We start from the raw sequence: 24,414 nt of genomic DNA, 5'->3' as shown, positions 1-24,414 counted from the left end.
CGATTTCGTTCGCACGACATTAACGCGAAAGCTACCGCGCATTTTAGTATACGATCTTCCGTGGTGGCTTCGGCTCCGCTCAGCCACCGGCGACGGCGTTTCGGGCCCTGAGCGGAGCCGAAGGGGCAGAAACAACCGGGACACAACGTCATCCACGAAATGAACCGACGTCCGTCCGGGCGGAATGGTTGCTGGATTGCTCATGGCATGTTGGGATCGGGACTTGGGAACACCGAACAGGACAGACGCGGGCGCTTCGACTGCGTGCTGACCTGTATTTGTACCTTAGACCGAAAACCTGCCGCAGCACTTCGCTCAGCGTGACGGGGTTTGAGTAGACCGCTTCGAATGCATGTCACACTCGAAATAAACCGTCAGCCTCAGGCTGATGGTTACATGACTCGGCATGACGATATTTGATAGATTCTATCACACTCGATAAAAACCGTCACGCAGTGATGGTTCCGTATTCAGGGTGCCGGGATATGATGGAGACACCGGACCGAACGTCATACACTAACCGGACCGGGAGGTGATGCCCTGCGCCGGTGGTATCCGAATATCGGAAAAACATTCTGAAATACTTGCTTTTCGCAAAATGTCCGCTATATTAGGACACGAAACATCCCAGATCGAAGCACCCGGACCGTTTGCTCATCCTTGAAGGCTCCCGACGTCCATATAAACATGTTCGGGGACGCCAGGAAGGCGGTCCATGAAGCGTCAGTCCAAACGGCGACGCATCACGCTGCGGCAATCTAGACAGCCCTGCAACGGTCCAGCGCTTCGGGAGGATCGCTTTCCGGTGCATGTTGCCCGACGAAAGGCCGATTCGCGATGATCGCCTGGATTATGCCCGATGAGGCAGTGATGGTTCTTGCAGAATTTCGCTCAAACGCATTCACATTATTTCAGGATGCTATCATGAAACGGTCCATACAGTCTGTACTTTTCTGGTGTCTGGTTTTCGTGCTTGCCGGAACCGCCGGCGCAAGCGCACAATCGTTCATGGCGCAGGCGCAGTCGAACGGCTTCACGCTCAAGAAGGTCGTGAGCGACACGGCGATAGCCACCGGACAGAATTTTTCATACACCGTCTATTTTTCCATACCAGCCGGCGCGACGAATGTGACGATCACGGATGTACTGCCGTCGAGCGTGACATTCCAGAGCTTCAGCGTCACCAGCGCCTGCGGTACGCCCACGGTGGTCACGCCGCCGGTGGGTTCGTCGGGTACCGTTTCTCTTTCATGGGCGAGTGTGCCCTCGGGCTGTTCGGGATCCTTCGTCGTCACCGTGCAATTTCCCAACGGCGTCACTTGCCCCGGCACCACCGCGCGGAACAACGTCTGCCTGACCGCGATGCTCAGCGGGGTGCCGGTGGATTTCTGTACCGGCTTCGTTTCGACCACCGCACTGGCCTCGAATCCCTGGAATATCGGGAAATGGGTTGTGGGCGCGGGCACGCAGCCGGGTCCATGTCCGTACGTTACGGCGGATTCCCTCATCACCTATCAGATTTGCGTGTACAAGAATGTCGGCCTGACGGGGCAGCTCAATATGTTCAATGCGGTGGTGTACGACACCCTGCCCGCCGGAGCGTATCTCGTCAGCTCGTCCTGCGGCGCGACACAGGTCGGCAACGTCATCACCTGGAATATCGGAGCGCTCTCCGCCTTACCCATGTACACGATGGTCTGTTGCACATATACCATCGCGTATCCGCCGGCTACCTTCCCGACCGGGACGCAGGTTACCAACAAAGCCACGCTTCAGGGAACGCTCGGTAGCGCGAACAATCCCTGCGGTCCCGCCAATCACACAAGTCAGCAGACCTGTGTGGAAATCAAGTCCGTGACCAGCGGGACGCTCGCCAAGTACGTGTACACAAACGGTCAGCCCGGATGCACGGGTAAATACATGATCTGGGTGTGCAACAACGGCAGCACCACAATCAGCTCCATGACCATCACCGACACCATTCCCGCAGCACTGACCGGCATCTCGCTCGGCACCGTGTCCACGGGCTTGACAGCGGTGCTCACGGGTAACGTTGTCACTGTCACTCTTTCATCCCCGCTGCCTCCGACGCAATGTCGCTACTTCGAGGTGAATTTCACTATCCCCTCAACAGCCACCGTGGGCAGCACGATAACGAACTGTGCGCATGCAACCATCGTCGGTGTACCGCCATTGACGGCCTGCGCGACCTTCACGGTCAGCGCGCCCGCGCCGACACCCTGCCTGTGGAAGGAAGTGTGCAGCAAGCAGCCGTCGTACACGCCGGGAAGCATTTTCCGCTACCGCCTGCGCGTGCAGAACATCGGCGGGCTTCCCATCACCGGTGCCACCATCACGGATGTGCTCAATCCTAATCTGCAGTATGTCGGCAATCCGTCTTACTATACTGGAACCGCCTGGAACACCCCCTGCACACCGACTTCGAATTGGACTGGAGTCTCCGTGGCGCAGGCAGGCAACACGTTGACCTTTACGCTTCCGAGTATCGCCGCGACCTGCCAGAACATTTTCTATGGCGCCTGCGGCATGTACGGAGCGTTCGGCGTCCCGTACTATTTCATCGAATTCGATGTGAAGGTGGCGGACACGTCGGCTCTGGGCAACATCCCGAACAACTTCACGATTTCCGGCGGCAATCTCACCGGCACGACAACGTCGAATACCGATCTCGTCACTGTGGTCGGCACGACCGGCTTCCTGCTCGAGAAGGCCGTCGCCAAGGATACCACAAGCTGGGCGTCGACGGTGAATACACTTGCCGGATCGAACGTCAACTACCGTCTGCGTCTCACTGTAGCGCCGGGCAGCGTCGGTTTGCGGCATGTCACCTTCGCCGATCTGTTGCCGCGCGACAATGCACCCAACGACAATCTGATACTCGGTCCGTGCAGTCCGCGGGGAAGCGCGTTCGATATCGGCTTTGCATCACCGATATCCACCTCGCCGCTTGCGACGGGCTATCGGAATGCGACAGCGGGCTTCGCGAACGTCAACATATTCGCACCGGCCGGAGCGCCCGCGGCGATGTTTACCAGCGGCTGCGGCACTACGGGCAGCTGGGCGCCGGGAATTCTCGCAGCGGACAGAAATCTCGGCTGGTATTTCGGTTCCGCGCCGATACCAGCGGGGAATTCCGCGACCTCGCTGTTCACGGCCACGGTGCCCGCAAGCGCGCAGGACCAGACAACATCGTGCAACACCTTCGCCGCAAACGGCGCGGTGCGGCATCTCATCAACAGCACGGTGATCAGCGATCAGGTGATCGGCAATCTCGAGTCCGGAACCGCCTGCGTGACCGTGGTCAAGGACACCACGTCGAAGGAGGGCTGCTTCAAAGCGGTGCTGAACGGCGTGCTCAATACCGGTGTTGATTCGGCCGGGAACTGCACGTACGACGTTATCGTGACGTTCACGAACACCGGCGCTCCGACCATGGGCTATTTCGAGTCGTTCTCCGGTGTGGTGAATCCCTCGCCGTTGCTCATCCCGACCGGCACGACGGTGGACACGCTCTCCTTTACCGACACGCCTCCGACGGATATTTTCGTGTGCATTCGCTACGGTGTGCTCGATCCCACGGGTGCGCCGCAACTGTGCGACAGTTTGTGTCTCGACCTGCCTCCCTGTGCGTCGGGTGATCCCTGCGACTCGCTGCGGGCACAGTTCAAGTCCATCAACGCGACAGGCGTGGATGCCGTTGGCAATTGCACCTACAGCGTGGACATCGATTTCACCAATACGTCCTCCGGACCGATAGCGGTTTGGTTCGATTCCTTCCAGGGCTCCGTGGTGCCTGCCGGCGCCAACCTCCCTGTCGGAGTCAGTACGCAGACTTTCACTTTCACGGATATTCCCCCAACGGACGTACTGGCGTGCATACGATACGGTATCACCCTGGGCCAGCAGCCTCCTGTGCGTGTGGTCTGCGACAGCGTGTGCTTTGATTTGCCGCCTTGCGACGATACAGGCGATCCCTGCGACTCGCTGCGGGCGCAGGTGAAGCAGGTGTCAAGCACCGGCACGAACTCCAGCGGTAATTGTACCTACTCGGTGGATATCACCTTCACGAACAGCGCGTCGAGCACGGCAACCGTCTGGTTCGAGTCCTTCCAAGGCGCTGTGGCTCCGGCGACGCTCAACATTCCGGTCGGCAGCAGTACGCAGACAGTGACGTTTACCGACACGCCGCCGACGGACGCGCTTGTCTGCATCCGCTACGGCTATTTCCAGGGTCCGCAACCCGTAAAGCGCATCCTTTGCGACAGCATCTGCTTCGACATCACGCCCTGTTCGGATCTGCCCTGCGATTCCCTTGTCAAGGCGGAACTGGACACGCTGTGCTGCGATTATAAGGCGACCATTGTCAACGCGTCGAGCACGCCCATCACGTCCATCTCCTACTACATCACGGGCGGTACGCTCAACAGCTTCACGACCATGCCGTGTATGCCGGTGTCGCCTCCAGCGGTGGGCAGCACCTCCGGCATTCTCCTGTACAGTCCGGCCTGCAATTCGAACATCAATTTCATGTTCCAGGCCGTGCCGAATACGCCATCCAACACCGTGTCGGTGACGCTGGTCATACATCATGACAAGGATTCCTGCGTTGTGCGCTTCCAGTACACCTGCGACCGCACCCCCTTGCAGCGCTGTGACGATCTGAAGGTCAAGCCCTTCATCTCCAGCCCGTTGAGTCTGTCGGGCAGGTCGTTCACGATAACGAACAACAAGGTGCCCGCGTCACCCATCACGCATGTCACCATCACACCCGTGCCGACGCCATGTACGTTCATCGGCGGCGGACTACAGGTGGATTACACCGCCACTCCCTGGGCAGGCCCGTACACGCGGATTCCGGCCACCGGTTTCATCAGTGCGAACGCGGCGGTAAGCTTCAATCTCGCCATCAATTACTCCTGCAACTGGACCGGCAATGTGCAGATCGTCGTGCATCATGCGGACGGCGACAGTTGTATCTACACCTACGGGCCATGGAAAGCGCAGTTGGGTATCGGGACGGGTGTGGTGATCAGCGATCCGATCAAGGATCGTGTGTACGCCAACCGTCTGCGCATGCAGAATCCCGGAAGCGGTTCGCCCGTGAAATGGCTGTCCATCAATGTGGAAGCGCCTACCGATGTGATCATCGCGGGTTCGGGCAAGCACTGGGACGGCGCGACGCTTCGCGGCGGATATGAAATGCTTGAAGGGTACGAGCAGGGCGCCACGGAAGTACTGTTCACCTTCGACACGCCGATAGCGACCGGCCGTACGAGCGAGTACTTCAACCTCGTCGTCGCACGCGACTCCGCAGCGTCCGGTATTCCCGTGGTGCGGTGGACCACCTATGACGAAGAGGGCAACGCGCTTGCGACCGACACGGTGAGCATCACGACGACGGTGCTTTCCGTGCGCGGCGGCGGGGCCTCGTCGTTCCCATCGGATTTCGAGTTGCTGCACAGCTTCCCGAATCCTGCCATGCATTCCGTCACGGTCAATTACGCGATGGCGGCGCCGATGGACATTCGCCTCGAGCTGTACAATCAGCTTGGTGAGCGGGTGAGCACGGTGTGGCAGGGGCATCAGTCTTCCGGGCTGCATGCCGCGCGCTTCGATGTATCCGCACTCGCGGCGGGTACGTATATTGTCCGGCTCTCTTCCGCCGGCGGCTTTGTCACACGGCCGTTGATCATCACACGGTAAACGCACGACAGATCAGATAACCGCAGCGGGCCCCTTGATGGGGGCCCGCTGTGCGTTACGGATTGTGTGATGGCCGATGGCCGACGCAGAATGAAGATCTGCCGCATTCTCCGTACAGTACATTCTGCGGGGCGATCGTCGTCGTCAGCTGCGGAACGGCCGCGTCAATGAGCTTCCAGCCAGTTCGCTCCCCAGCCGGCGTCGACCTCGATGGGGACCTGAAGCTGCATGGCGGATTTCATGATGTTCAGTGTGAGTTCACGCACTTCGTCCAACTCGGCGTGAGGCACTTCCAGAACCAGTTCGTCATGGACCTGCATGATCATGGCCGAGACGGATTTGCGGCGGCGGAGTTCGCGGTGCAAATCAATCATGGCCAGTTTGATCATGTCCGCCGCGCTGCCCTGAATGGGGGCGTTGATGGCGGTGCGCTCGGCGAACATGCGCACGTTGCGGTTGCTGCTGGAGATGTCGGGGATGTAGCGGCGGCGACCGCGCAGCGTCTCGACATAGCCGTGTTTTTTGGCGAAGGCGATGGTGCGCGCCATGTAGTCGTTGATGCCGGGATAGCGGTCGAAGTAGCGGTCAATCAGATCCTTTGCATCCGCGTTGGAGATGCCGAGGCGCTGTGCGAGGCCGAAGGCGCTGATGCCGTAGAGAATGCCGAAGTTCACCGTCTTGGCGCGGCGCCGCATCTCGGCGGTCAGTTCTCCGGCAGGCACATCGAAGAGCTTCATCGCCGTACTGCTGTGAATGTCCTCGCCGCTTGCGAAGGCCTCCATAAGGCCGGCGTCGCCGGACATCTCTGCGGCGAGACGCAGTTCTATCTGAGAATAGTCCGCCGACAAGAGGACAAACGCGTCGTCGGCCGGCACGAAAGCCCGGCGAATCTCCCGTCCGCGTTCGGTGCGTATGGGGATGTTCTGCAGATTGGGATCGGTGGAGCTGAGGCGTCCCGTTGCGGCAACGGCCTGATTGTAAGACGTATGCACCCGTCCCGTGCGCGGATTGACCATGCGGGGCAGGGCGTCCACATACGTGCTTTTCAGCTTGGTGAGCTGCCGATAGCCGAGGATTTGTTCCACGATGGGGTGGAGGCCGAGCAGGGATTCGAGTACCGATACGTCGGTGGAATACCCGGTTTTGGTTTTTTTTCCCGAAGGCAGCTTCAGTTTTTCAAACAGAATCTGGCCGAGCTGCTTCGTCGAACCGATGTTGAAGATTTCTCCCGCCTGGTAATAGATATCGCCGCACGTCTGATCGATCTGTTTTTCCATTTCAGCGGAAATTTCGCCAAGCGCGTCGATGTCTATGCGCACACCGCGGAATTCCATATCGGCGAGCACATGCACGAGGGGGAACTCGATGTCGCTGAGCAATGCCTGCTGTCCGGTACTTTCGACGTCGCGCCGCAGAGCGTGGGCGAGCTGCAGTGTGACGTCGGCGTCTTCCGCCGCATATTCCGCGATGTCGTCGAGTGCTACGTCGGCCATGGAGAGCTGTCCTTTCCCCTTGCCGATCAATGTTTCGATTGAGACCGGTTGGTACTCGAGGTAGCGGAACGCGAGAGCGTCCATGCCGTGCTCGCCGTCGGGGCGGATGACATAGGATGCCAACATGGTGTCGAACAGCGGGGCGGCGATTTCCATACCGGCGGCCGCGAGGACGAGCAGATCGAACTTCACGTTCTGTCCGATGAGCGTGCGGGAGCCGTCGAACAAAGGTCGCACGGCGTCGAGAATGCGATCGATCGGCAGTGCGCCATTTGCAGGAACATACCATGCATGCTGCGGTCGAACGGCGAAAGACAGTCCGACGAGCTCGGATTGCAGGGGATCGAGTCCGCTGGTCTCCGTATCGAAGCAGAACTCGGCGTGCCCGGCAATTTCCGCGACCATCGCCGCAAGCGCCAGATCGTCATTGATGACGATGTAATCATGCTCAACGGATGCTATTGTCCGGATGCCGGCTCCCGCGGCGGACGATTCACCTTCTGGGGCGCTTGCGTCTTCCATCAGATTTTGCAGGTGACGTTTCAGTTCGAGTTCGGAGAACAATTCGCGCAGGAGCGCTATATTCTTCGGCGATGCGCGCAGCTCGTGCGGATCGATTTCGACGGGTGCATGCACATCGATGGTGACAAGCTCGCGGGAGAGCATGGCCATGTCCTTGTTATCCTCGAGTTTTTGGCGGAGGCCTGCCTTGGGGATGCTGTCGAGCTTGTCATAGATCGCAGGAATGGATCCGTATTCCTGCACGAGGGGGATGGCGGTTTTTTCTCCGACACCCTTAACACCGGGGATGTTGTCGGAGGCGTCGCCCATCAGTCCCAGCACGTCGATCACCTGATCCGGGCGGACGCCGAATTTATCCCGCACACCTTCGATGTCGATGATCTCGTAGGAATCCGCGGTCTTGCCGGGCCGGAACAACTTCACCTGCTCCGTGACGAGTTGCATATAGTCCTTATCCGGCGTCACGAGAAAGCATTCGAGACCTTCCTGTTCACCGCGCCGGGCCAGAGTGCCGATCACGTCGTCCGCTTCCCAGCCGGGGAGTTCCAGACAGGGGATGTTATAGGCCTCGACGATGCGTTTGAGCCAGGGGAGCTGCTCCACCATGTCCTCGGGCATTTTTTCGCGTGTCGCCTTGTACTCGGTATAGCGTTCATGCCGGAAGGTCGGATGTTTGGTGTCGAACACCACCGCGATGTGATCCGGTTTTTCGTCCGAGAGAATTTTATCCAGTGTGCTGACGAAGCCGAACAGGGCACTGGTGTTCAATCCTTTTGAATTTATCAGTGGCCGGTTGATGAAGGCGAAGTACGCTCTGTATGCGATGGCCATTCCGTCGATGAGAAAAAGGCGTTCCATAATGCTTGCGAGATGTGATGATTCCGACAAAGACTAAAGGTAGCGAAGTGAACGATACGGAGGAAGCGGCGGACGAGGGACGAAGGAGGTTAAACGTGAAACGTTAAACGATGTTGTGAAAAGTGAAGAGATCGTAATCCGTTAAACGTGAAACGTTAAACGTTAAACGATGATCTGTAGTGTGAAGAGATCGCAAATCTCACGACGTACGAATCACGATTCTGCGTGTTCCGTCTTTTCTGCGAATACGGTGTTGAAACCGACTCGTTTAACGTTTCACGTTTAACATTTCTACGTGGTAAATAAAGAAAGGCGGCCATTCTGACCGCCTTTTTCCGATTCTATTTCAGTTCCAGCACCACGGGCGCGTGATCGGCGCCCTGGACGTCCATTTGTATCGAGGCGTCACGGCAACGCGGAAGTACGTCGGGGGTGACGATAAAATAGTCAATCCGCCAGCCCGCGTTTCGCGCGCGCGCCCCGGTCCGCATGTCCCACCAGGAATACTGATCCTCGGCGTCGGGATAGAAATGCCGAAAAGTATCGACATAGCCCAGCGCGGTGATCTTGTCGAGCCAGGCGCGTTCAATGGGCATGAAGCCGGAGGTTTTTTCGTTCTGCTTCGGATTCTTCAGATCGATTTCCTTGTGCGCGGTGTTCACATCGCCGCAAATGATCAGCGGGTGTCCGGCGGCGCGTTCGGCCTCGAAATGCGTGAGAATCTCCTCGTAGAAATCGAGTTTGAAGCGCAGCCGTTCCTCGCCGCGTCCGCCATTGGGAAAGTAGATGTTGTACAGGAAAAAATCCTTGTACGTCGTCCGCAACACGCGGCCCTCGGTGTCCATGGGGATGATTTCGGTTCCCCGGGAAACGGATTCCGGTCGTTTTTTTGTAAAGGTTGCCACGCCGCTGTAGCCACGCTTTTCTCCGGAATGCCAGTATGTGTAATACCCCGGCGGGGTCAGCAACGATTCGTCGAGCTGTTCTTCGTGCGCTTTGGTTTCCTGCACGCACAGGATGTCGGGCGATTCGCTTTCGAGATAATCAAAGAAATTCTTCTTCGCAACGGCACGTATGCCGTTGACGTTCCACGAAACGAGCTTCACGTCGTTATTCGTCCTTTCCTTCCGTTTTGGATGAACCACCTTTAGGCTTGGTGCTGCCACCGCGGCGCCGCGCGGGGCGTTTCGCGGGCTTCGCTTTCGCGTCGGACGCTTTCGCGTCGCCGGCGGCCGTGTTGGCCGAAGCCTCGGCAGGTGTCGCAGCATTGCCCGAATCATTGTCGGCTTTTTCCGGTCTGGAAGGCGGAGTCGTTTTGCTCGCGGAGCCTGAATTGGGATCGAATTCCTCGAACATCAATTCACGCGTTGCCTCGGTGGTTGCCGCAGCTTGCGGCTCGTTCGCATCGCTCCGTCCCTGCTTCCCCCGCCCGCGGCCGCCACGTTTCCCCCGCGATGTGCGACGCTCCTGTTGCGAAGCGCCTCTTTCCGCATTGGCGGGCTGCGCCGTCTCCTGCGTCACGTCTGCGGAGGTGTTGGTGTCGGAATCCACTTCAGCGCTGACAGTCGGCGCTTCTTCGGGCTGCACGGCTGCGGAAACGCGGGCAGTTTGTTCACGACGCGTATCGCGCTGATCGCGCTGATCGCGCTGATCCCGCTGTGGCCGCTGATCGCGACGATCCCGACGGTCCCGTCCGCCGCGACGCTCATCGCGCTCCGGCTGCGGTGCTTCCGTTGCGTCGGGCAATGCCTCCGTCGTCTCCGCCTGTTCGACGGGTTGCTCCTCACGACGCCTGGCGCGCTCTTCCTCGTAGCGCTTCCGCCGCTCGTCTTCCTGCGCCTGATACTCCTGCCGGCGACGTTCCTGCTCGTCGCGCAGCGTGTCGAGAAACGCGTGTATCACGGAGGTGTTCTTCGGTGTGCACACGGGGAGGGGCACTCTGCGGTGATACGCCGAATCCGCGGAAGTAAAGAGGAAGTCACCGTCTTCATAACGTACTGCCGGACGCACAAGATCTTCGGAGACGTTGAGCAGATCGGCGATGCGGCCGGGCTCTTCCACAAAGGTGATCGGTCCTATAAAGTAGGAACCCACGCGCCGCGCGAGCCAGTGATCAATGGCGAAAGCGCTTTCCGCGGTGATGCAGAAGCCGAGCCCATGCCGGCGGCCGTTGGTCTGCAGGAGCTGTACGCTGTCCGCAAAGCGGTCGCTCCCCGCTTCCTTGACGCCGTTCCCATTGCGGTTGACATAGTCGTCAATGTTATTGAAAATGAACAGCACCGGTGTGCGGATTTTCAGGCGCTTGATTCTCTCGTCCACCAGCGTCTGCGCGAGTGTACCGACAAAGCGCAGTATGTCTGTGGTTTTTTGTCCCTGTACTACCAGCAGACTGGACTTGGTGTCGTCGTTGAGCTGATTGACGAGGTCCTGAATGGAACGGCGCGCGGGTGCGGGAATATCTTTCGAGTACGTCTCGAAAACCGAGGTAACCTCCGCCTTGAGATCGTACAGTGTGCGGCGCGCGCTCTGAATGCGCGCATCGCGGCTGAATTCCTCGATCATGTCCAGCAAGTCGCGGGTGTTCTTCTCGTTGAAACGCTCCCCGCGATACGTCTCGGCGATGCCGTTCATCAGCTCGGTGATGTACTCCTCGGCGTCCTCCTCGGTGCCGTCGAGAATGTCCACGCGAATGTCGTTGATGAACTGATCGATGGTCTGCTCGTTCGGACGGTAGATGGCGACTTTGTTTGCGCGCATCCAACCCGAAATGGCATAGCTGAAATCATGCCGGCGTTCTTCGAGCACGGAGGGAAGAATCATCATATCGAGGAAATCCAGCACTGCGCGCTTGTGCATGGACCGGTCCTGCAGATTGCGCATGGCATTGAAAATACTCGACGGCACGAACTTGTCGTTCAGCGCCAGCACACTGGCATGCTCGAACTGGGTGAGCAGCGGTGCGAGCGAGAGCGTGCCCATGTTGTTTACATCGAGATACACGACGTGCACGTGCTGCTCCATTTGCTGCAAGAGCGCCGAAATCAAATTGTAGGTGATTGTCGTGCGCGCGCGCGGACGTGCGCTGATCACCGCCCCGTTGCCCCGCAGTAGCGAGGAAGGATCCATTCCCACGCTCACATTCGGGTTGCTTCTATAGCTGCCGATGTCGATGCGATGGCCGTGTTCGGTCACCCGGCTGTCGGGCGCAATGTGGTGAATGATGGTGCGCGTCATCTCATCGTCGAGCACCTCCACACCACCGCCGTGCGCGGGAAAGGTGTCGGATGGCATGATCTCCGTGCCTTTGCGGGCGCCGAGATGCAGCAATTCCTGTCCCAGCGGTATCGCGGTGCAAGTCATATTCAGGCCCGCTTTCTTGGACTTGCTGTCCGTGAGAGCAGGGAAGGTGTCGATGATCTGGAGAATGGTATAGCGCTTCTCCTTGGAGGTGAACAGCACGTTTTCCGTCGCAATGAGCCGCCCGGGCTCGATGTTGGTCAGCTCTTCCAGGGGAACGGTGAGCGTAACGGTGCACTGGTAACGTGTCTGATTGTTGGGCGTCAGCTCGGTGACGGTCCCGGTAATGGTACTGATGAACATAGGTTGAAATCCCTCTTAAACCATAGAGGCTGTGATGTCGCGGCTATCGGCGCCGCTGCCATGTTGTTAAAAAATCACGTGCTGCGTAATATGACGGCATCGAAGCGATCGATCAGCATCTGCACGATGGGTGGCGCGGGATTGTCCTGTACGGCCTGGTGGGGAAGCGTTGCTTCCGGCGGTCTGCTGGGGAGGGATGTACTGTTCGGATTCAGGGACGCCGCGATAGATGGCATAGCTGCCGCCATCGCTTTCTGATACACCGCTTCGGCGCCGCGGAGCTGTTCGCCCGCGTCCGGTACGGGGACTGGGGTGCCCAGCATCGTCACCGCCGCGGAGGGCGATACGGGCTCGGCAACTTTGCCCGGACTTGCGGCGGCCGGCTGTGCCTGCGGGCGACGCGGCTGCGGTAGCTGTGCCCCGCCCTGACCCATGCCCGAGAGCAGGGTACTGATTTCGACAGTGGAGTCCATCTTGATCATGTCGATGAGCGCCACCTCGAATCTGAGGCGGGGTTGCGCGCTGTAGCGGACGCTTTGCATGGTCTGCCCGGTAAGCCGGAGCAGTCGCAGCAGGTCGCCTTCCGAAAATTCCTTCGCGACCGCCGCGTAGCGGTCACGCACATCCGCCGGTGCCTCGATCAGCCGCGTATCTCCGGTCGCGCGTACGACAAGCAGATTGCGGTAGTGTTCCTCGAGGCCGGCCAGGAAATCCTGTATATCGTATCCGCTCATCACGACGTCTTCGGCGAGGGCGAAGCCCCCGGCGGTGTCGCCGTTGATGATCAGATCGGTTACTCTGAAAAATGTTTCCTGATCCACGATGTGCAGCACTTCGCGCACGGCCTCGTAGCTCAGGTTGTTGCCGCAAAACGCCACCACCTGATCGAAGATGCTCTCCGCGTCGCGCATGGAGCCGTCGCCCCTGCGGGCGATGGTGAACAGCGCGGCCTCCTCGGCGGTAATGCCTTCCTGCGCACAGATGCGCGCCAGCTGGCCGACGATGTCCTCCACCGCGATGCGGCGGAAATCATAGCGCTGGCAGCGGGAAATGACGGTGGGAGGCAGTTTGTGGGGTTCCGTGGTCGCAAGAATGAACAGCGCATGCGCGGGGGGCTCCTCCAGCGTCTTGAGCAACGCGTTGAAAGCGCCTTTCGAGAGCATATGCACTTCGTCGATGATGTACATCTTGTACTTGTCACGGCTTGGCGTGTAGCGCACGGAATCCCGTATCGTGCGCACCTGCTCCACGCCGTTGTTCGAGGCACCGTCGATCTCGATCACGTCCATGCAGCGGCCTTCCGCGATTTCCACGCAGGTATCGCAGGTGTTACAGGGCTCGCCCTCGACGGCATTGGGACAGTTCAGCGCCTTCGCGAAAATTCTGGCCGTGGTCGTTTTTCCTACGCCGCGCGGACCCGAAAACAGGTATGCGTGCGCCGTCCGCCCCAGACGAATGGAATTGAGCAAGGTATTGCTCACATGTGCCTGGGCGACGACTTCGGCGAAAGTGGATGGCCGGTACTTCCGGGCGGTGACAAGAAACGACATGAATCCTTTCTCTCAGAATCAATTCTATAAAGTAGAGAAATACGGTGTGGGAGGCAAGCGCGCAGCGTACGGTATGCCATGTGGTCCCGTGCGGGTCCATGTTCGCCAGCATCCTGACGATGTGGCACGATCCGCGGTCCTGGCGATACGCTTTCGCGGGATTGGAGAAGATTTTTCGTCCGGTTGAGAGCCTGCGAGCGTCCCGTAGCTTTGTTGCGATGGCAGGATTTCAGGCAGTTGCGCCTGGCAAGTCGTTGTTGCTGAGATGCGCCCTGCATGAGAGGGACTCGTACACATCGTCGTATTCTTCTGCAGGGGAGAATCCCGTCGTATTTTCGGACACGGGAAGGAGCAATTTCTGCTGCCTGTCGATGTTGCTCGCGATGGAATCTCCTTGTGTGTGGTCTCTCCGTCCTTCTATATTTGTATGTCGTATTCTTGCGCCAGGCATCCGCTTCAGGGCGATTCTCTGCGGGTGACTGAAGCTCTCAAACCCATACTCCCAACGCAAGGCGTATCACCGGCGGCCTCATGAAAACAGCAGCGGCATTTTTCTTCTATTTCACTCTCATCGCCACTCTGTCGGCGCAGCAGACCGACATTCCGCAGGCAGCGGAGAAAGCTCTTTCGCAGCGCTACCCCAAGGCCGAGGCGGTTATCTGGGATGTAACCGAGGAAGGAGAGTACGTCGCGACGTTCATGCTGACGCAAACCGAAATCAGCGCGCGGTATAACGCCAAGGGCGTATGGCTGGGATCCATTCTCTACCTCGAGCATGAAAGCGTCCCGGAAGCCGTCCACCGCGCCGTTGCCAGACAGTTCCCGGACTACGAAATGTACGATGTCACCAAGGTCGAACTCCCCTCAGCCGAAGGCTACTACGAGGCCATTCTCGAAAGCGAATCCGAGGCCCTCATCGTGCGCTTTTCCGCCGCAGGCAAAGTCCTCCTGAAGGAACTGATAGAAATGGACCTTGAGTAACGATTTTCGACAGCCTGCCCACCGAAGCATCGCAGATACAAGGCATGATCGTCGGTGCATGAGAGTGAAAGCGGGACGATTTTCGATTGCCTGCCCGCCGAAGCATCGCAGGCACAAAGCACGATCTTCAGTGCAGGGGAGCGAAAGCGGGACGATTTTCGATTGCCTGCCCGCCGAAGCATCATAGGCCCACGGCACAGCCGTCGGTACAAGCGAGCGCAGGCGGGCCGATTCCCGTTTAACGTTTAACGTTTAACGTAAGTCATCAGCTTTTTGCATTGCATTTCCCTCCTCCTTTTCGTACAATATTTTATTGATCACTTCGGCGTAATCATGCTTCCTCAGGAAATCATACGGAAACAGCGTGACGGGGAATTGCTTTCGTGCGACGAACTCGAGGGCTTCTTTTCGGCCTTTTTACATGGCGATGTGGCGGACGCTCAAATGTCCGCTTTTCTCATGGCCTGCTACTTCTCGCCGCTGAATATGGAGCAGACGCTCGCCATCACAGAGCACTTTCTCCGTTCGGGTACGCGCCTCGATCTCGCCGCCGTGCAGGGCGCATTGGTGGACAAACACTCCACCGGCGGGGTAGGGGACAAGACCTCGCTGCTGGTGGCGCCTATCGTGGCGGCCGCAGGCGTGAAAGTTCCGATGATCTCCGGCCGGGCCCTGGGTCACACAGGAGGGACGCTGGATAAGCTCGAAAGCATTCCCGGTTTCTCCACGCAGCTCGCTCCCGTGCGCTTTATGCAAGTCCTCGAGCGGACCGGAGCCGCGCTGGCGGGACAAAGCGACGACCTCGTGCCGCTTGACCGCGTCGTGTACGCGCTCCGCGACGTGACGGCCACCGTGGAGATCCCCTCGCTCATCGCAGCCAGCATCATCAGTAAGAAACTCGCCGGCGGTGCTTCAGCGCTGGTGCTGGATGTGAAAACCGGTTCGGGCGCCTTCATCCGCGACGAAGCGCGAGCGTTTGATCTTGCCGGCTTGCTCGTCCGCGTCGGAGAGCACTTCGGTCTTCGGACCTGCGCTCTGGTGAGCGACATGGATCAGCCGCTCGGCCGTGCCATAGGCAACTGGCTTGAGGTGGTGGAAGCCTCCGATTGCCTGCAAGGCGCCGCTGTGCCCGATCTGATGGAACTGACCTATGCTTTATCCGGCATGATGATTCACCTCGGAGGCAAAGCACGCTCGATACCCGAGGGCATGGAAGTGGCGCGGGAAATGGTGCGCAGCGGGCTCGCCTGGGAACGTTTCCTCGATATCATCGAGGCGCAGGGCGGTGATACCTCCTTCGTACGCGAGACGCTGCGTTATCGCAACGCCGATTCCATGGTGGAGGTCTGCGCGCCGCATAGCGGAACGCTGCGCCGTATCGACGCCCGTATGCTCGGATTGCTCGCCACCGAAATCGGGGCCGGACGCAAGAGAAACGGCGACGGTATCGATCCCACCGCGGGCATCGTGCTGTGGAAAAAAGCCGGCGAGCAGGTTGAAGCGGATGAACCGTTGTGCCGTTTGTACTCGTCGAGCACCGAAGCACTCGTGCAGTACCGCGACCGGGCGCTGGCCGCATTCGATGTCGGATACGGACAGCCGGCAGAAGCGCCCCTGATTCTCGCGCTGGTCACTCCGGAAGGCATTCAACCGTGGGTATCGCATCATGTGTAAAAAAAGACGATATTGCTTCTGTCTGATGTACGTGTCTTTCCCCACTGAACGAGGATAGCATGAGATCGTTGATGCTGTTGTTCATCCTCATCGCCGTTTTTTCCCTCCCGGTCGCCTCCGATGCGCAGCCGGTCAACGAAGTGCGCATACTGCATGTGGACACAAGGGCTTTTCCGAACGTCAAAGTGCATGTACGTGCGTATTGCGGCGGACAGCAGTCCAGCAATATCAATCAGGTCAAGGTGCGTATTACCGAGAACGGGCAATTCCGCAATCTCGTGTCCATGACCTGTCCTTCGCAAACGGAGCCGGTGTCCGTGGCCCTGGTGCTAGACCGCAGCGGTTCCGTAGCCGGGACCAGTATCTACCGCATCAAGGAAGGTGCCTGGCGCTTTGTGGAGCTTTTCCAGACGCATTGGAGCGGACAGGACGAAGGGGCGATTTTCAGCTTTGGCGACGATGTGACGATGCACACGGGGATGACGAACAATCTCGCACTGCTCTTCGACGCCATCAGCCGCATCTATCCCTACGGCCTGACGACGATGTTCGACGCCATTATCGAAGCGCTCAACGAAGTGGCGAACAACGGCAACAATCAGATCAAAGCGGTGATCGTGCTTTCGGATGGTGACGACAATAACAGCATCGCCTCGCTGTCGGATGTGATTACCCGTGCGCAGCAGCTCATGATCCCGGTGTTCTGTATCGGGCTGTCCTACGACTTGAACACGCAGGGCCTCGATCAGCTGCGTCAGATTGCCGATCAAACCGGGGGCATGTTCCTCGAGATCAAGCATCCCGATGACATCATTCCGGCATACAATTCGATGATGTCGCTGGTGACCAATGGCGCGAACGACTGCATCATGAATTACGTCAGCGACTGCGCCGACGGTTCGCGTCGTGAACTGCAGATCATCGCCGAGGCCTGCGGCCTGGCGGATACAGCGGTGGTGACCTTCACCGCACCGCTGGATCCGAATCTTCCCACCGTCCATGTCTGGTTCGATTCCACGGCCGCCTTTGAGAACGGTGAGATGCACGTCCCCGTCATGATAGACGCTCCGGCGGGTACCATTCTCAATGATCTCCGCATCAAGATTCTCGAGCGTCCGCCGATACAATACATCGGTATGATCACGCAGGGCTTTCTCGCGGAAACGACCCAATTGCTTTATGGACGCGTGATGGATACCGTGGGCATTCAGCTGATGGCGCCGCTGTTTATTCCGGGTGGGCCGGATACGCTGCTTCTTGTCCGCTACCGGACACCGAAGATCAATAAAGACACGAGCTTCGTCTATCCGGCGTTCTTTGTCGACAAAAAAACCACGGACTGCATGCCGCTGAAAGCGCGGACAAGCAATGTGTCCATTCATAAACGTCCCTCCCTGGAAGTTGCATGCGACGACACCGTGCACGTGACCTGGAACTATCCGGACGGCAAGTATGACAATGGCGATGTCACCGTCGGCGTCAACGTGGCCAATCGCGGTTCTCTGCCCGCGAAGAATACACGTGTGCGCATCATCGTCCCCTGGGGGACGGAATTGCTCTCGCCATCGGATACGTACGTTGTCGGCGGAGGAGAACTCCCGGTTGGTTCGTCCGAATATGCCTCCTTCAATCTGCGCGTCCTGCCGGTAGACACCGCCCGGACTATTGCTGTGTGTATCGAGGTGGTGCCCGACAGCGGGCTCCCTTCGATCTGCTGCACCTATATCACCGTGGAGCGTGCGCGGCCATTGCTGGAGTTGGAATGTGATATGATCAGCAGAGTGGAATGGAGCGACAGTCTGAATCGCTACATGCCGGAAGTGTTTCCCGTGCGCGCCCGCGTGCGCAACAGAAGCGAACTCGACGCGCGGAATATCAGCGCGTGGATTCACGTCCCCGAAGGTTTCGAGGTGGACAGCACCACCCCGGTGAACACCTTCGTAAATCCGAAAACCCTGACGCAGTCGGATACGGGCTGGGTGACGTGGATGGTGCGGCCGCTCGAACGCCCCACATCGGATTTACTGACCTTCTGTGTCAAAGTTGCGGCGGGCCTCGATACGGCCGAATGCTGCAATCTTCTGTATATCACCGCGTCACCGGTGCGTGTGCGCATGCAGTGCACCGATCCCATCGTCATCACCCATGACGAAGGTACGGGAGAATACGATCCCCGTGTGTGGTTTATTACCACGACGGTGAAGAATATCAGCACGCTGAACATGACCGCAACGCGCGGACATCTGCAACTGCCGCCCTTCCTCCGCATCGGCTCGTCCGATTTCTTGTCCAAGGACTTTCCGAATGGCGCGGTGATTCTTCCCGGCGACAGTGCCACGGTGACGTGGGTTGTGGAGCTGTCCGGCGCACCGAGCGCAACGGCATCGATCTGTGTCCGCATCTCCGCAGAGAATTTCCCCGGCGCGCAGTGCTGCACACCCGTGGATCTATTCGTGGAAAACGCCATTCCGAGTATCACCTGCACACTCGATGGCCCGGACACGGTTCGCTACGTCAACGGCGGATATGAACCGCAGCCGGTGGAATTTGCCGTTCGTGTGAGTAATACTGGTGCCACGCCCGCAATGCGTGTTTCCGCCGCCTTACTGCAAGGCGCCGAGCTCTCGATTGATCCCGGCGATGTCGCGCTCAAACTTCTGAAAGACTCGCTCGCGGCCGGCGCGAGCGTGGAGGGCAGCTTCCGCGTGCGCATTCTCGACCGCCCCGTCGGGCGCATGGATACTGTGCGTGTTACGGTGTATGCCGCGAACGGCGGTGGTGCGATTTGCAGCAAACTTGTCTACATCGAAGCTGTCAGTGGTCCGGTGCTCGAACTGGCCTGTAACGGACCGGACAGCCTGGTATTCAGTGATTATCTCGGGAAATACGAACCCGAGCCCTTCATCGTCTCTGTTGACGTACGCAATGTCGGAAGCGCCTCTGCCGATTCCATTGTCGCCGAGTTGCTGCCTCCGCCGGATATGACGCTCGCCGCCGGCGAGCAGCCCGCGAAACTGCTCACACCCTCCACCCTCAATACCGGCGAGTACGGAAACGCACGCTGGTTGGTCCGCGCCACGCCGCGCAGCAGCGCTCGCATGGATACACTTGCCGTTCAGGTCCGCGCGAAGGGGAAAACTCTGCAGCAGACAGCCCCCTGTCTCGTCCCCGTCTATGTCCCCGCCGCGCGCACGCCGAATCTCGAGTTGAATTGCGCAGTGCTTCGATCGGCCGGGTCTGATGATACGGTGATCGTATCCGCGACGGTACGGAATAACGGAACGGCAGTGGCCTTTGATATCGCGACGCGTGTCGAGGTACCGGCACGGCTCCGATTGCTGCCGGCGAATCAACCTTTTGTGCAAACTATTCCTTCATTACAACCAGGGAAGGAACACAGTTTCACATGGCGTATGGTCGTGACGCGAGGCACGACTGTGGACTCCGCCGAGGTCTGCTTCGAATCAAGCGCACGCTTCGTCTCGCCGGTCCGCTGTTGCCTGACCATCGACATACCACCGAAGGACCAGCAGTCCTTCACTGCCTCCTGCGCACTGTCCGTCGACACCCTGCGCTACGACGACATGACCGGCGACTATCCCGAGGTCGTGTTCTCGGTCGAATTGGTAAATACATCGACGGTGTATCTGGATTCAGTGTTCCTGTCGATTACCCTGCCGACAGGGGTCGTCCTTGGCCCGGGCGAGGGTTTGGATAAATACTATCTGCAGCTTGGCCCGTCAGCCGCGACCACCATCAGATGGCGGTTGCGAGTGTTGAAAGACACCGCTTCGGTCCTTCGCGCCGCTGTCATCGGTGTGCGTATTTATGGACTCGGCAGTTTCCGCGTTTGCGAAAAGGTCCTCGTGATCACTCCGCCACCACAGGCGAGCGTCTCCATCGGCGTCGGCTGCGCCGCTCCCGATACGCTGTATTTCCTCAGTGCCTCGCTCGGCTACAGACCCGCGCCTTTCCCGGTCAGCCTTGACATCGTGAACACCGGCGCCTCCTCCGTGAGCGGTATTCGCGCATCGGTGGCGCTTCCGCCGGAAATCGCGCCCGAACTTGGCGAGACGCTAACGAAGGACGTCCCGGGTGAACTTCGCCCCGGGGACAAAACGACGGTCGTGTGGCTTTGCCGCGGTCTCGCGCAAACTTCCACGAAAACGGTACGCGTCAATTTTACCGCTTCAGCCGATGGTGTGACAGGGCGCTCCTGCGCACAGGATATTGTGCTCTTCCATCCGCCGCCGGTGGACAGTGCTTCTATGGTTCTTACCTGTGCTTCGCCGGACACCATTCATTACGACGCGCGAACGGGCACTCTGCAGCCGTCGCCGTTCCCCGTCACAGTGGAAATCACCAACAATGGCAACACCACACTGACGGACGTCACGATCAATCTTCATCTGCCGCCGAATGTCGTGCCCGCGCCCGGCGAAGGGACGTTCAAGCCACTCGGCTTCGATTTGCCATCCGGATCTTCCGCCACGGTAACCTTCAGTTGTGTGGCTTCCGTCGCGGAGGAGGATCTGACGGCGAACATGCTGTTCACCGTGACGTCGGCGCAGACAGCTTCAGTGGAATGCGCGACGCAAACGCTGATCGCGGGTCGTGTCACCGCCATAACGCTCAGCATCCCCGATAATCTCATCGGGGTGATCGGCCGGAGTTTTATTATCCCATTGCACATCGGGAATAGCGCGCAGGCAGTAGTGACGGAGTTCGACTTCACCCTGCGATTCGATCGCAGTGCCATTGGTATCGATGCCGTGCAGTCCGCCGGGACGCTCACCTCCGACTGGATCCTCGATGTAACGGATCTGCCGGATGGTATGCGCATCGTCGGTCAGGGCGGACGCTCGATCACCGGAGGCGGTACCTTGCTCGAACTGCGCGCGACGGCGCTGGAGCGTCCGGGCTTCGACCGTCATTTCGACGTCTCCGTGCTTCCCGTCGAATACCGCACACCGTTGAATTTCGGTCCCCGCATCGCGGTGATATGGACGGACGGCGCGGTGACCATTGCCGGCGACTGCGTCGAGCCCTTGAAGAGCATGCTGGTGCTGGAACAGAATGCCCCCAATCCCTTCAATCCGTCTACACGTATCGAGTACTCTGTCGATGCCGCGGCGGATGGTGCCTATGGCGTACTCGAGGTGCTCGACGCGCACGGCCGCAGGGTGCGTCTTCTGCATGAAGGAGCACTTGAAGCGGGCACACACAGTGTGACCTTCGACGCGGGTGAATTGCCGAGCGGAGTCTATCTCGCTCGCCTTCGGGCAGGGGCGCTTGTACTCACGAGAAAAATGCTCCTCGCGAAATAGACGGATGGTATACATACTTCAGGCATCGGACGCATTCGAAAACAGCGCCGTCCCACAGCCCCTGCCATCGCCTCGTTCCGGACCTGCGCGTAATCAATCCCTTACTCACTACTTGCACATGGGGGACGGCGCGGCGCGGTCAGCGGTGGAGGGGCAAATGTATTTACGATGGAACCGCCTCAGGCGGAACGATGTACGTGTTGTCCAGCGGAACGACTTTCGATCCTCCACTTGCGATGTGCCAAATCCTTCCTTGAAGAATGGGCTGCACATAACTGTCTGCACCTTTTCACCTTTTTACCTTTTTCCGACTTTCCGCTCTTTACTCTTCACCTTCACCCTTCACCCTTCACCCTTCACCCTTCACCCTTTACCCTTTACCCTATGATCATCACGACCCCGGAAATAGAACAATATATTACCAACCTCCTCCCACCGCGGCATGAGGTGTTTCTGGAATTGGAAGCCTATGCACAGGAGCAGTCCTTCCCGATAATCGGACCGATGGTGGGGAATGTCTTGTCCATGCTTGCCGCAAGCGTCGGCTCGCGACGCGTCATGGAGTTGGGTTCGGGATTCGGGTATTCGGCGTTGTGGTTCGCCTCCGCACTGCCGGAAGACGCGCGTATTTTCTGCACCGATGGCAACGAAGCACATCGCGATCGGGCACTACAGGCGTTCGAGCGTGTCGGCGTGAGTGAGAGGATCGAATTCCACTGCGGCGACGCGCTTGGCATTTTTTCCGAAATGGAAGGTGATTTCGATTTTATTTTTTGCGACATCGACAAGCACGAATACCCTGCTGCCTTCCGTGCGGCGTTTCCACGAGTGCGCCAGGGCGGTTACCTTGCGTTCGACAACGCGCTGTGGAGCGGACGCATGCTGGAAGGAGACACGAGGGAAGCGACCGCGGGAGTTGTCGCGTTGAATCGCCTCGCGTTTTCGGAGCCCGGCTGCCATGCGGCAATCCTTCCGATCCGCGATGGCGTTTTGCTCTGTCGCAAGCTCAGGTGACACCGCCGCATGCACCGATTGGTACATAAGGGTGTGGCAATCGAATACCGCCTCCTGAAGACGCGGCAGAACCGCCACATGCGGCTCACCGTGTCCAGCAGTACCGGTGTCCGGGTGTCGGCACCGCGAGGCTGTCCGGAAACCGCCATGCATGCGCTGGTGCGTGAGAAGGCGGACTGGATACTGCACAAGCTCGGTGAATACGAGGAGCAGCGCCGGAACAGACCCGGCATCACGTTTCAGCATGGCGAAACCGTTCCGTTACATGGCGAGACGCTGACCCTCAAAGTGGGGCGGTGGAACAGCCGCAAAGGCCGCGTGCGACTCGAAGCGGGAGAGCTGCATCTCGACCTGCCGTCGGGAATCAACGACAGCGACCGTCTCGTGCGGCCGCTCTGCGAAGCATGGCTGCGCAATTACGCCCGCTGGTATCTTACCCGGCGCTGCACGGAGCTCGCCGCCGGGATGGGACTTTCGCCGACGCGCATCGCGGTGCGCAGACAGACCAGCAAATGGGGGAGTTGCACCGCGAAGGGCAGCATCAGTCTCAACATCCTGCTCGTCTGTCTCCCGCGTGCGGTGTGTGACTATGTGCTGATCCATGAGCTGGCTCATCTTCAGGAACTCAATCATTCACGAAAATTCTGGCAGCTCGTCGAGCTGCACTGTCCCGATTACCGGCAGTTGCGGCAGACACTCCGCGACCATACGTGGCTCCTCGAAGCCTGGGATGGCGATGATGCGTAATTACCGCGCCTTGTGTACATTTCCATGATGGTGAATCATTCACGAAACTGACGCATCATACCCTATGAGTGCAGACGACGAAGTACAGGTGATTGAACAGGCGAAGCAGGGCGATGCCCGCGCGATACGCCGGCTGGTGGACGAATATGCTCCGGTGATCTACCGCTTTTCCTACAATATTTGCAGGAATCAGGATCGCGCGGAACATGCGACGCAGGAAACCTTCATGAGCATGCTCAAGAAGCTGCATCAGTTCGACAATCGTTCGAAATTCTCCACCTGGCTGTACACGATTATCTCCAACCACTGCCTCATGCTGGCGCGCAGCGAAAAATCCCGCCGGCATGTGTCCCTCGACGACGAAGACACACAGTTCCCTGAAATCGCCGTCGATCACTGGGATTTCAATCCCGACCTGGCGGTGGAGCGCGCGGATCTCAAAGAGCATCTCGACGCGGCGATAGAAAAGTTGTCACCTGAGTACAAGGTGGTGTTCATGTTGCGCGATGTCGAGGGCCTGTCCACCGAAGAGGTCGCGAACATCACGAACCTCAGCGTCCCCGCCGTGAAATCGCGTCTGCACCGCGCGCGGTCTTTCCTGCGCAACGAACTCGCACCCATTTTCGATGAACAGCAGAACGGATGATATGATGACTACGCATTTCGAGAATTGCCAGGAGGTGGTAAGCTATATCTGCGGCCACTTCGGAGAGGATGAAAACTCCGAGCGCTGCCGTGAGATGAAGAAGCATCTTGAATCCTGCCCCGATTGCAGCACCTACTGCGACTCCATGGATAAAATGATCGGTCTCTACCGCGCGGCCTCACCCTGCTTCCCCGAGCACGCCCGCAACAGCCTCCTCGCAACACTCGGCATCGAAGATCAACAGTGAACCCGATGCGCACGGTTGCGCATCATACTCG

12 protein-coding genes are annotated in these 24,414 nt (G+C 58.8%); 8 read left to right on the top strand and 4 right to left on the bottom strand.

Annotated features, from left to right (window positions below; translation table 11 throughout):
• The first annotated feature begins 924 nt into the window (after window positions 1-924).
• A complete protein-coding gene (locus M5R41_09235; GenBank protein MCZ7556571.1) occupies window positions 925-5,724 on the top strand; it encodes a T9SS type A sorting domain-containing protein in 4,800 nt (1,599 codons plus the stop codon).
• A gap of 164 nt (window positions 5,725-5,888) precedes the next feature.
• On the opposite strand, the gene polA is transcribed toward M5R41_09235, so the two are convergent.
• From polA to dnaX, 4 genes are all read right to left on the bottom strand, one after another.
• Window positions 5,889-8,597: a DNA polymerase I gene (gene polA / locus M5R41_09230; GenBank protein ID MCZ7556570.1), complete on the bottom strand. Its 2,709-nt coding sequence runs from the start codon at window positions 8,595-8,597 to the stop codon at window positions 5,889-5,891.
• 341 nt (window positions 8,598-8,938) lie between these two features.
• Window positions 8,939-9,703, bottom strand: a complete 765-nt coding sequence (locus M5R41_09225; GenBank protein MCZ7556569.1) for an exodeoxyribonuclease III — start codon at window positions 9,701-9,703, stop codon at window positions 8,939-8,941.
• Window positions 9,704-9,707: 4 nt separating this feature from the next.
• On the bottom strand, window positions 9,708-12,197 hold the full coding sequence (locus M5R41_09220; GenBank protein ID MCZ7556568.1) for a hypothetical protein: 2,490 nt from the start codon (window positions 12,195-12,197) through the stop codon (window positions 9,708-9,710).
• A gap of 74 nt (window positions 12,198-12,271) precedes the next feature.
• Window positions 12,272-13,747, bottom strand: a complete 1,476-nt coding sequence (gene dnaX, locus M5R41_09215) for a DNA polymerase III subunit gamma/tau (GenBank protein ID MCZ7556567.1) — start codon at window positions 13,745-13,747, stop codon at window positions 12,272-12,274.
• Window positions 13,748-14,278: 531 nt separating this feature from the next.
• On the opposite strand from dnaX, the gene M5R41_09210 reads away from it, so the two are divergent.
• The 7 genes from M5R41_09210 to M5R41_09180 all read left to right on the top strand — a co-directional run bounded on the left by M5R41_09210 (window position 14,279) and on the right by M5R41_09180 (window position 24,383).
• Window positions 14,279-14,728, top strand: a complete 450-nt coding sequence (locus M5R41_09210) for a PepSY-like domain-containing protein (GenBank protein MCZ7556566.1) — start codon at window positions 14,279-14,281, stop codon at window positions 14,726-14,728.
• A 333-nt stretch (window positions 14,729-15,061) separates the two neighbouring features.
• On the top strand, window positions 15,062-16,402 hold the full coding sequence (locus tag M5R41_09205; protein ID MCZ7556565.1) for a thymidine phosphorylase: 1,341 nt from the start codon (window positions 15,062-15,064) through the stop codon (window positions 16,400-16,402).
• Between the two features lie 59 nt (window positions 16,403-16,461).
• On the top strand, window positions 16,462-21,729 hold the full coding sequence (locus M5R41_09200; GenBank protein MCZ7556564.1) for a VWA domain-containing protein: 5,268 nt from the start codon (window positions 16,462-16,464) through the stop codon (window positions 21,727-21,729).
• A gap of 384 nt (window positions 21,730-22,113) precedes the next feature.
• Complete coding sequence (locus tag M5R41_09195) at window positions 22,114-22,743, top strand: O-methyltransferase (GenBank protein MCZ7556563.1); 630 nt, start codon at window positions 22,114-22,116, stop codon at window positions 22,741-22,743.
• Between the two features lie 9 nt (window positions 22,744-22,752).
• Entirely contained in the window at window positions 22,753-23,490 is a 738-nt protein-coding gene (locus tag M5R41_09190; protein MCZ7556562.1) for a M48 family metallopeptidase, read from the top strand.
• Between the two features lie 64 nt (window positions 23,491-23,554).
• Entirely contained in the window at window positions 23,555-24,136 is a 582-nt protein-coding gene (locus M5R41_09185; GenBank protein ID MCZ7556561.1) for an RNA polymerase sigma factor, read from the top strand.
• Window positions 24,117-24,383 carry a hypothetical protein gene (locus M5R41_09180; protein ID MCZ7556560.1) on the top strand — a complete coding sequence of 89 codons (267 nt, stop codon included), beginning with the start codon at window positions 24,117-24,119 and terminating at the stop codon, window positions 24,381-24,383. The genes M5R41_09185 and M5R41_09180 overlap by 20 nt, the downstream gene beginning before the upstream one ends.
• Window positions 24,384-24,414 lie beyond the last annotated feature (31 nt).

The sequence above is a fragment of the Bacteroidia bacterium genome (assembly GCA_027493955.1).
Taxonomy (GTDB): Bacteria; Bacteroidota; Ignavibacteria; order SZUA-365; family SZUA-365; genus JAOSJT01.
The sequence above is the reverse complement of the archived record's forward strand: the minus strand, read 5'-3'. Positions and strand labels throughout refer to the sequence as shown.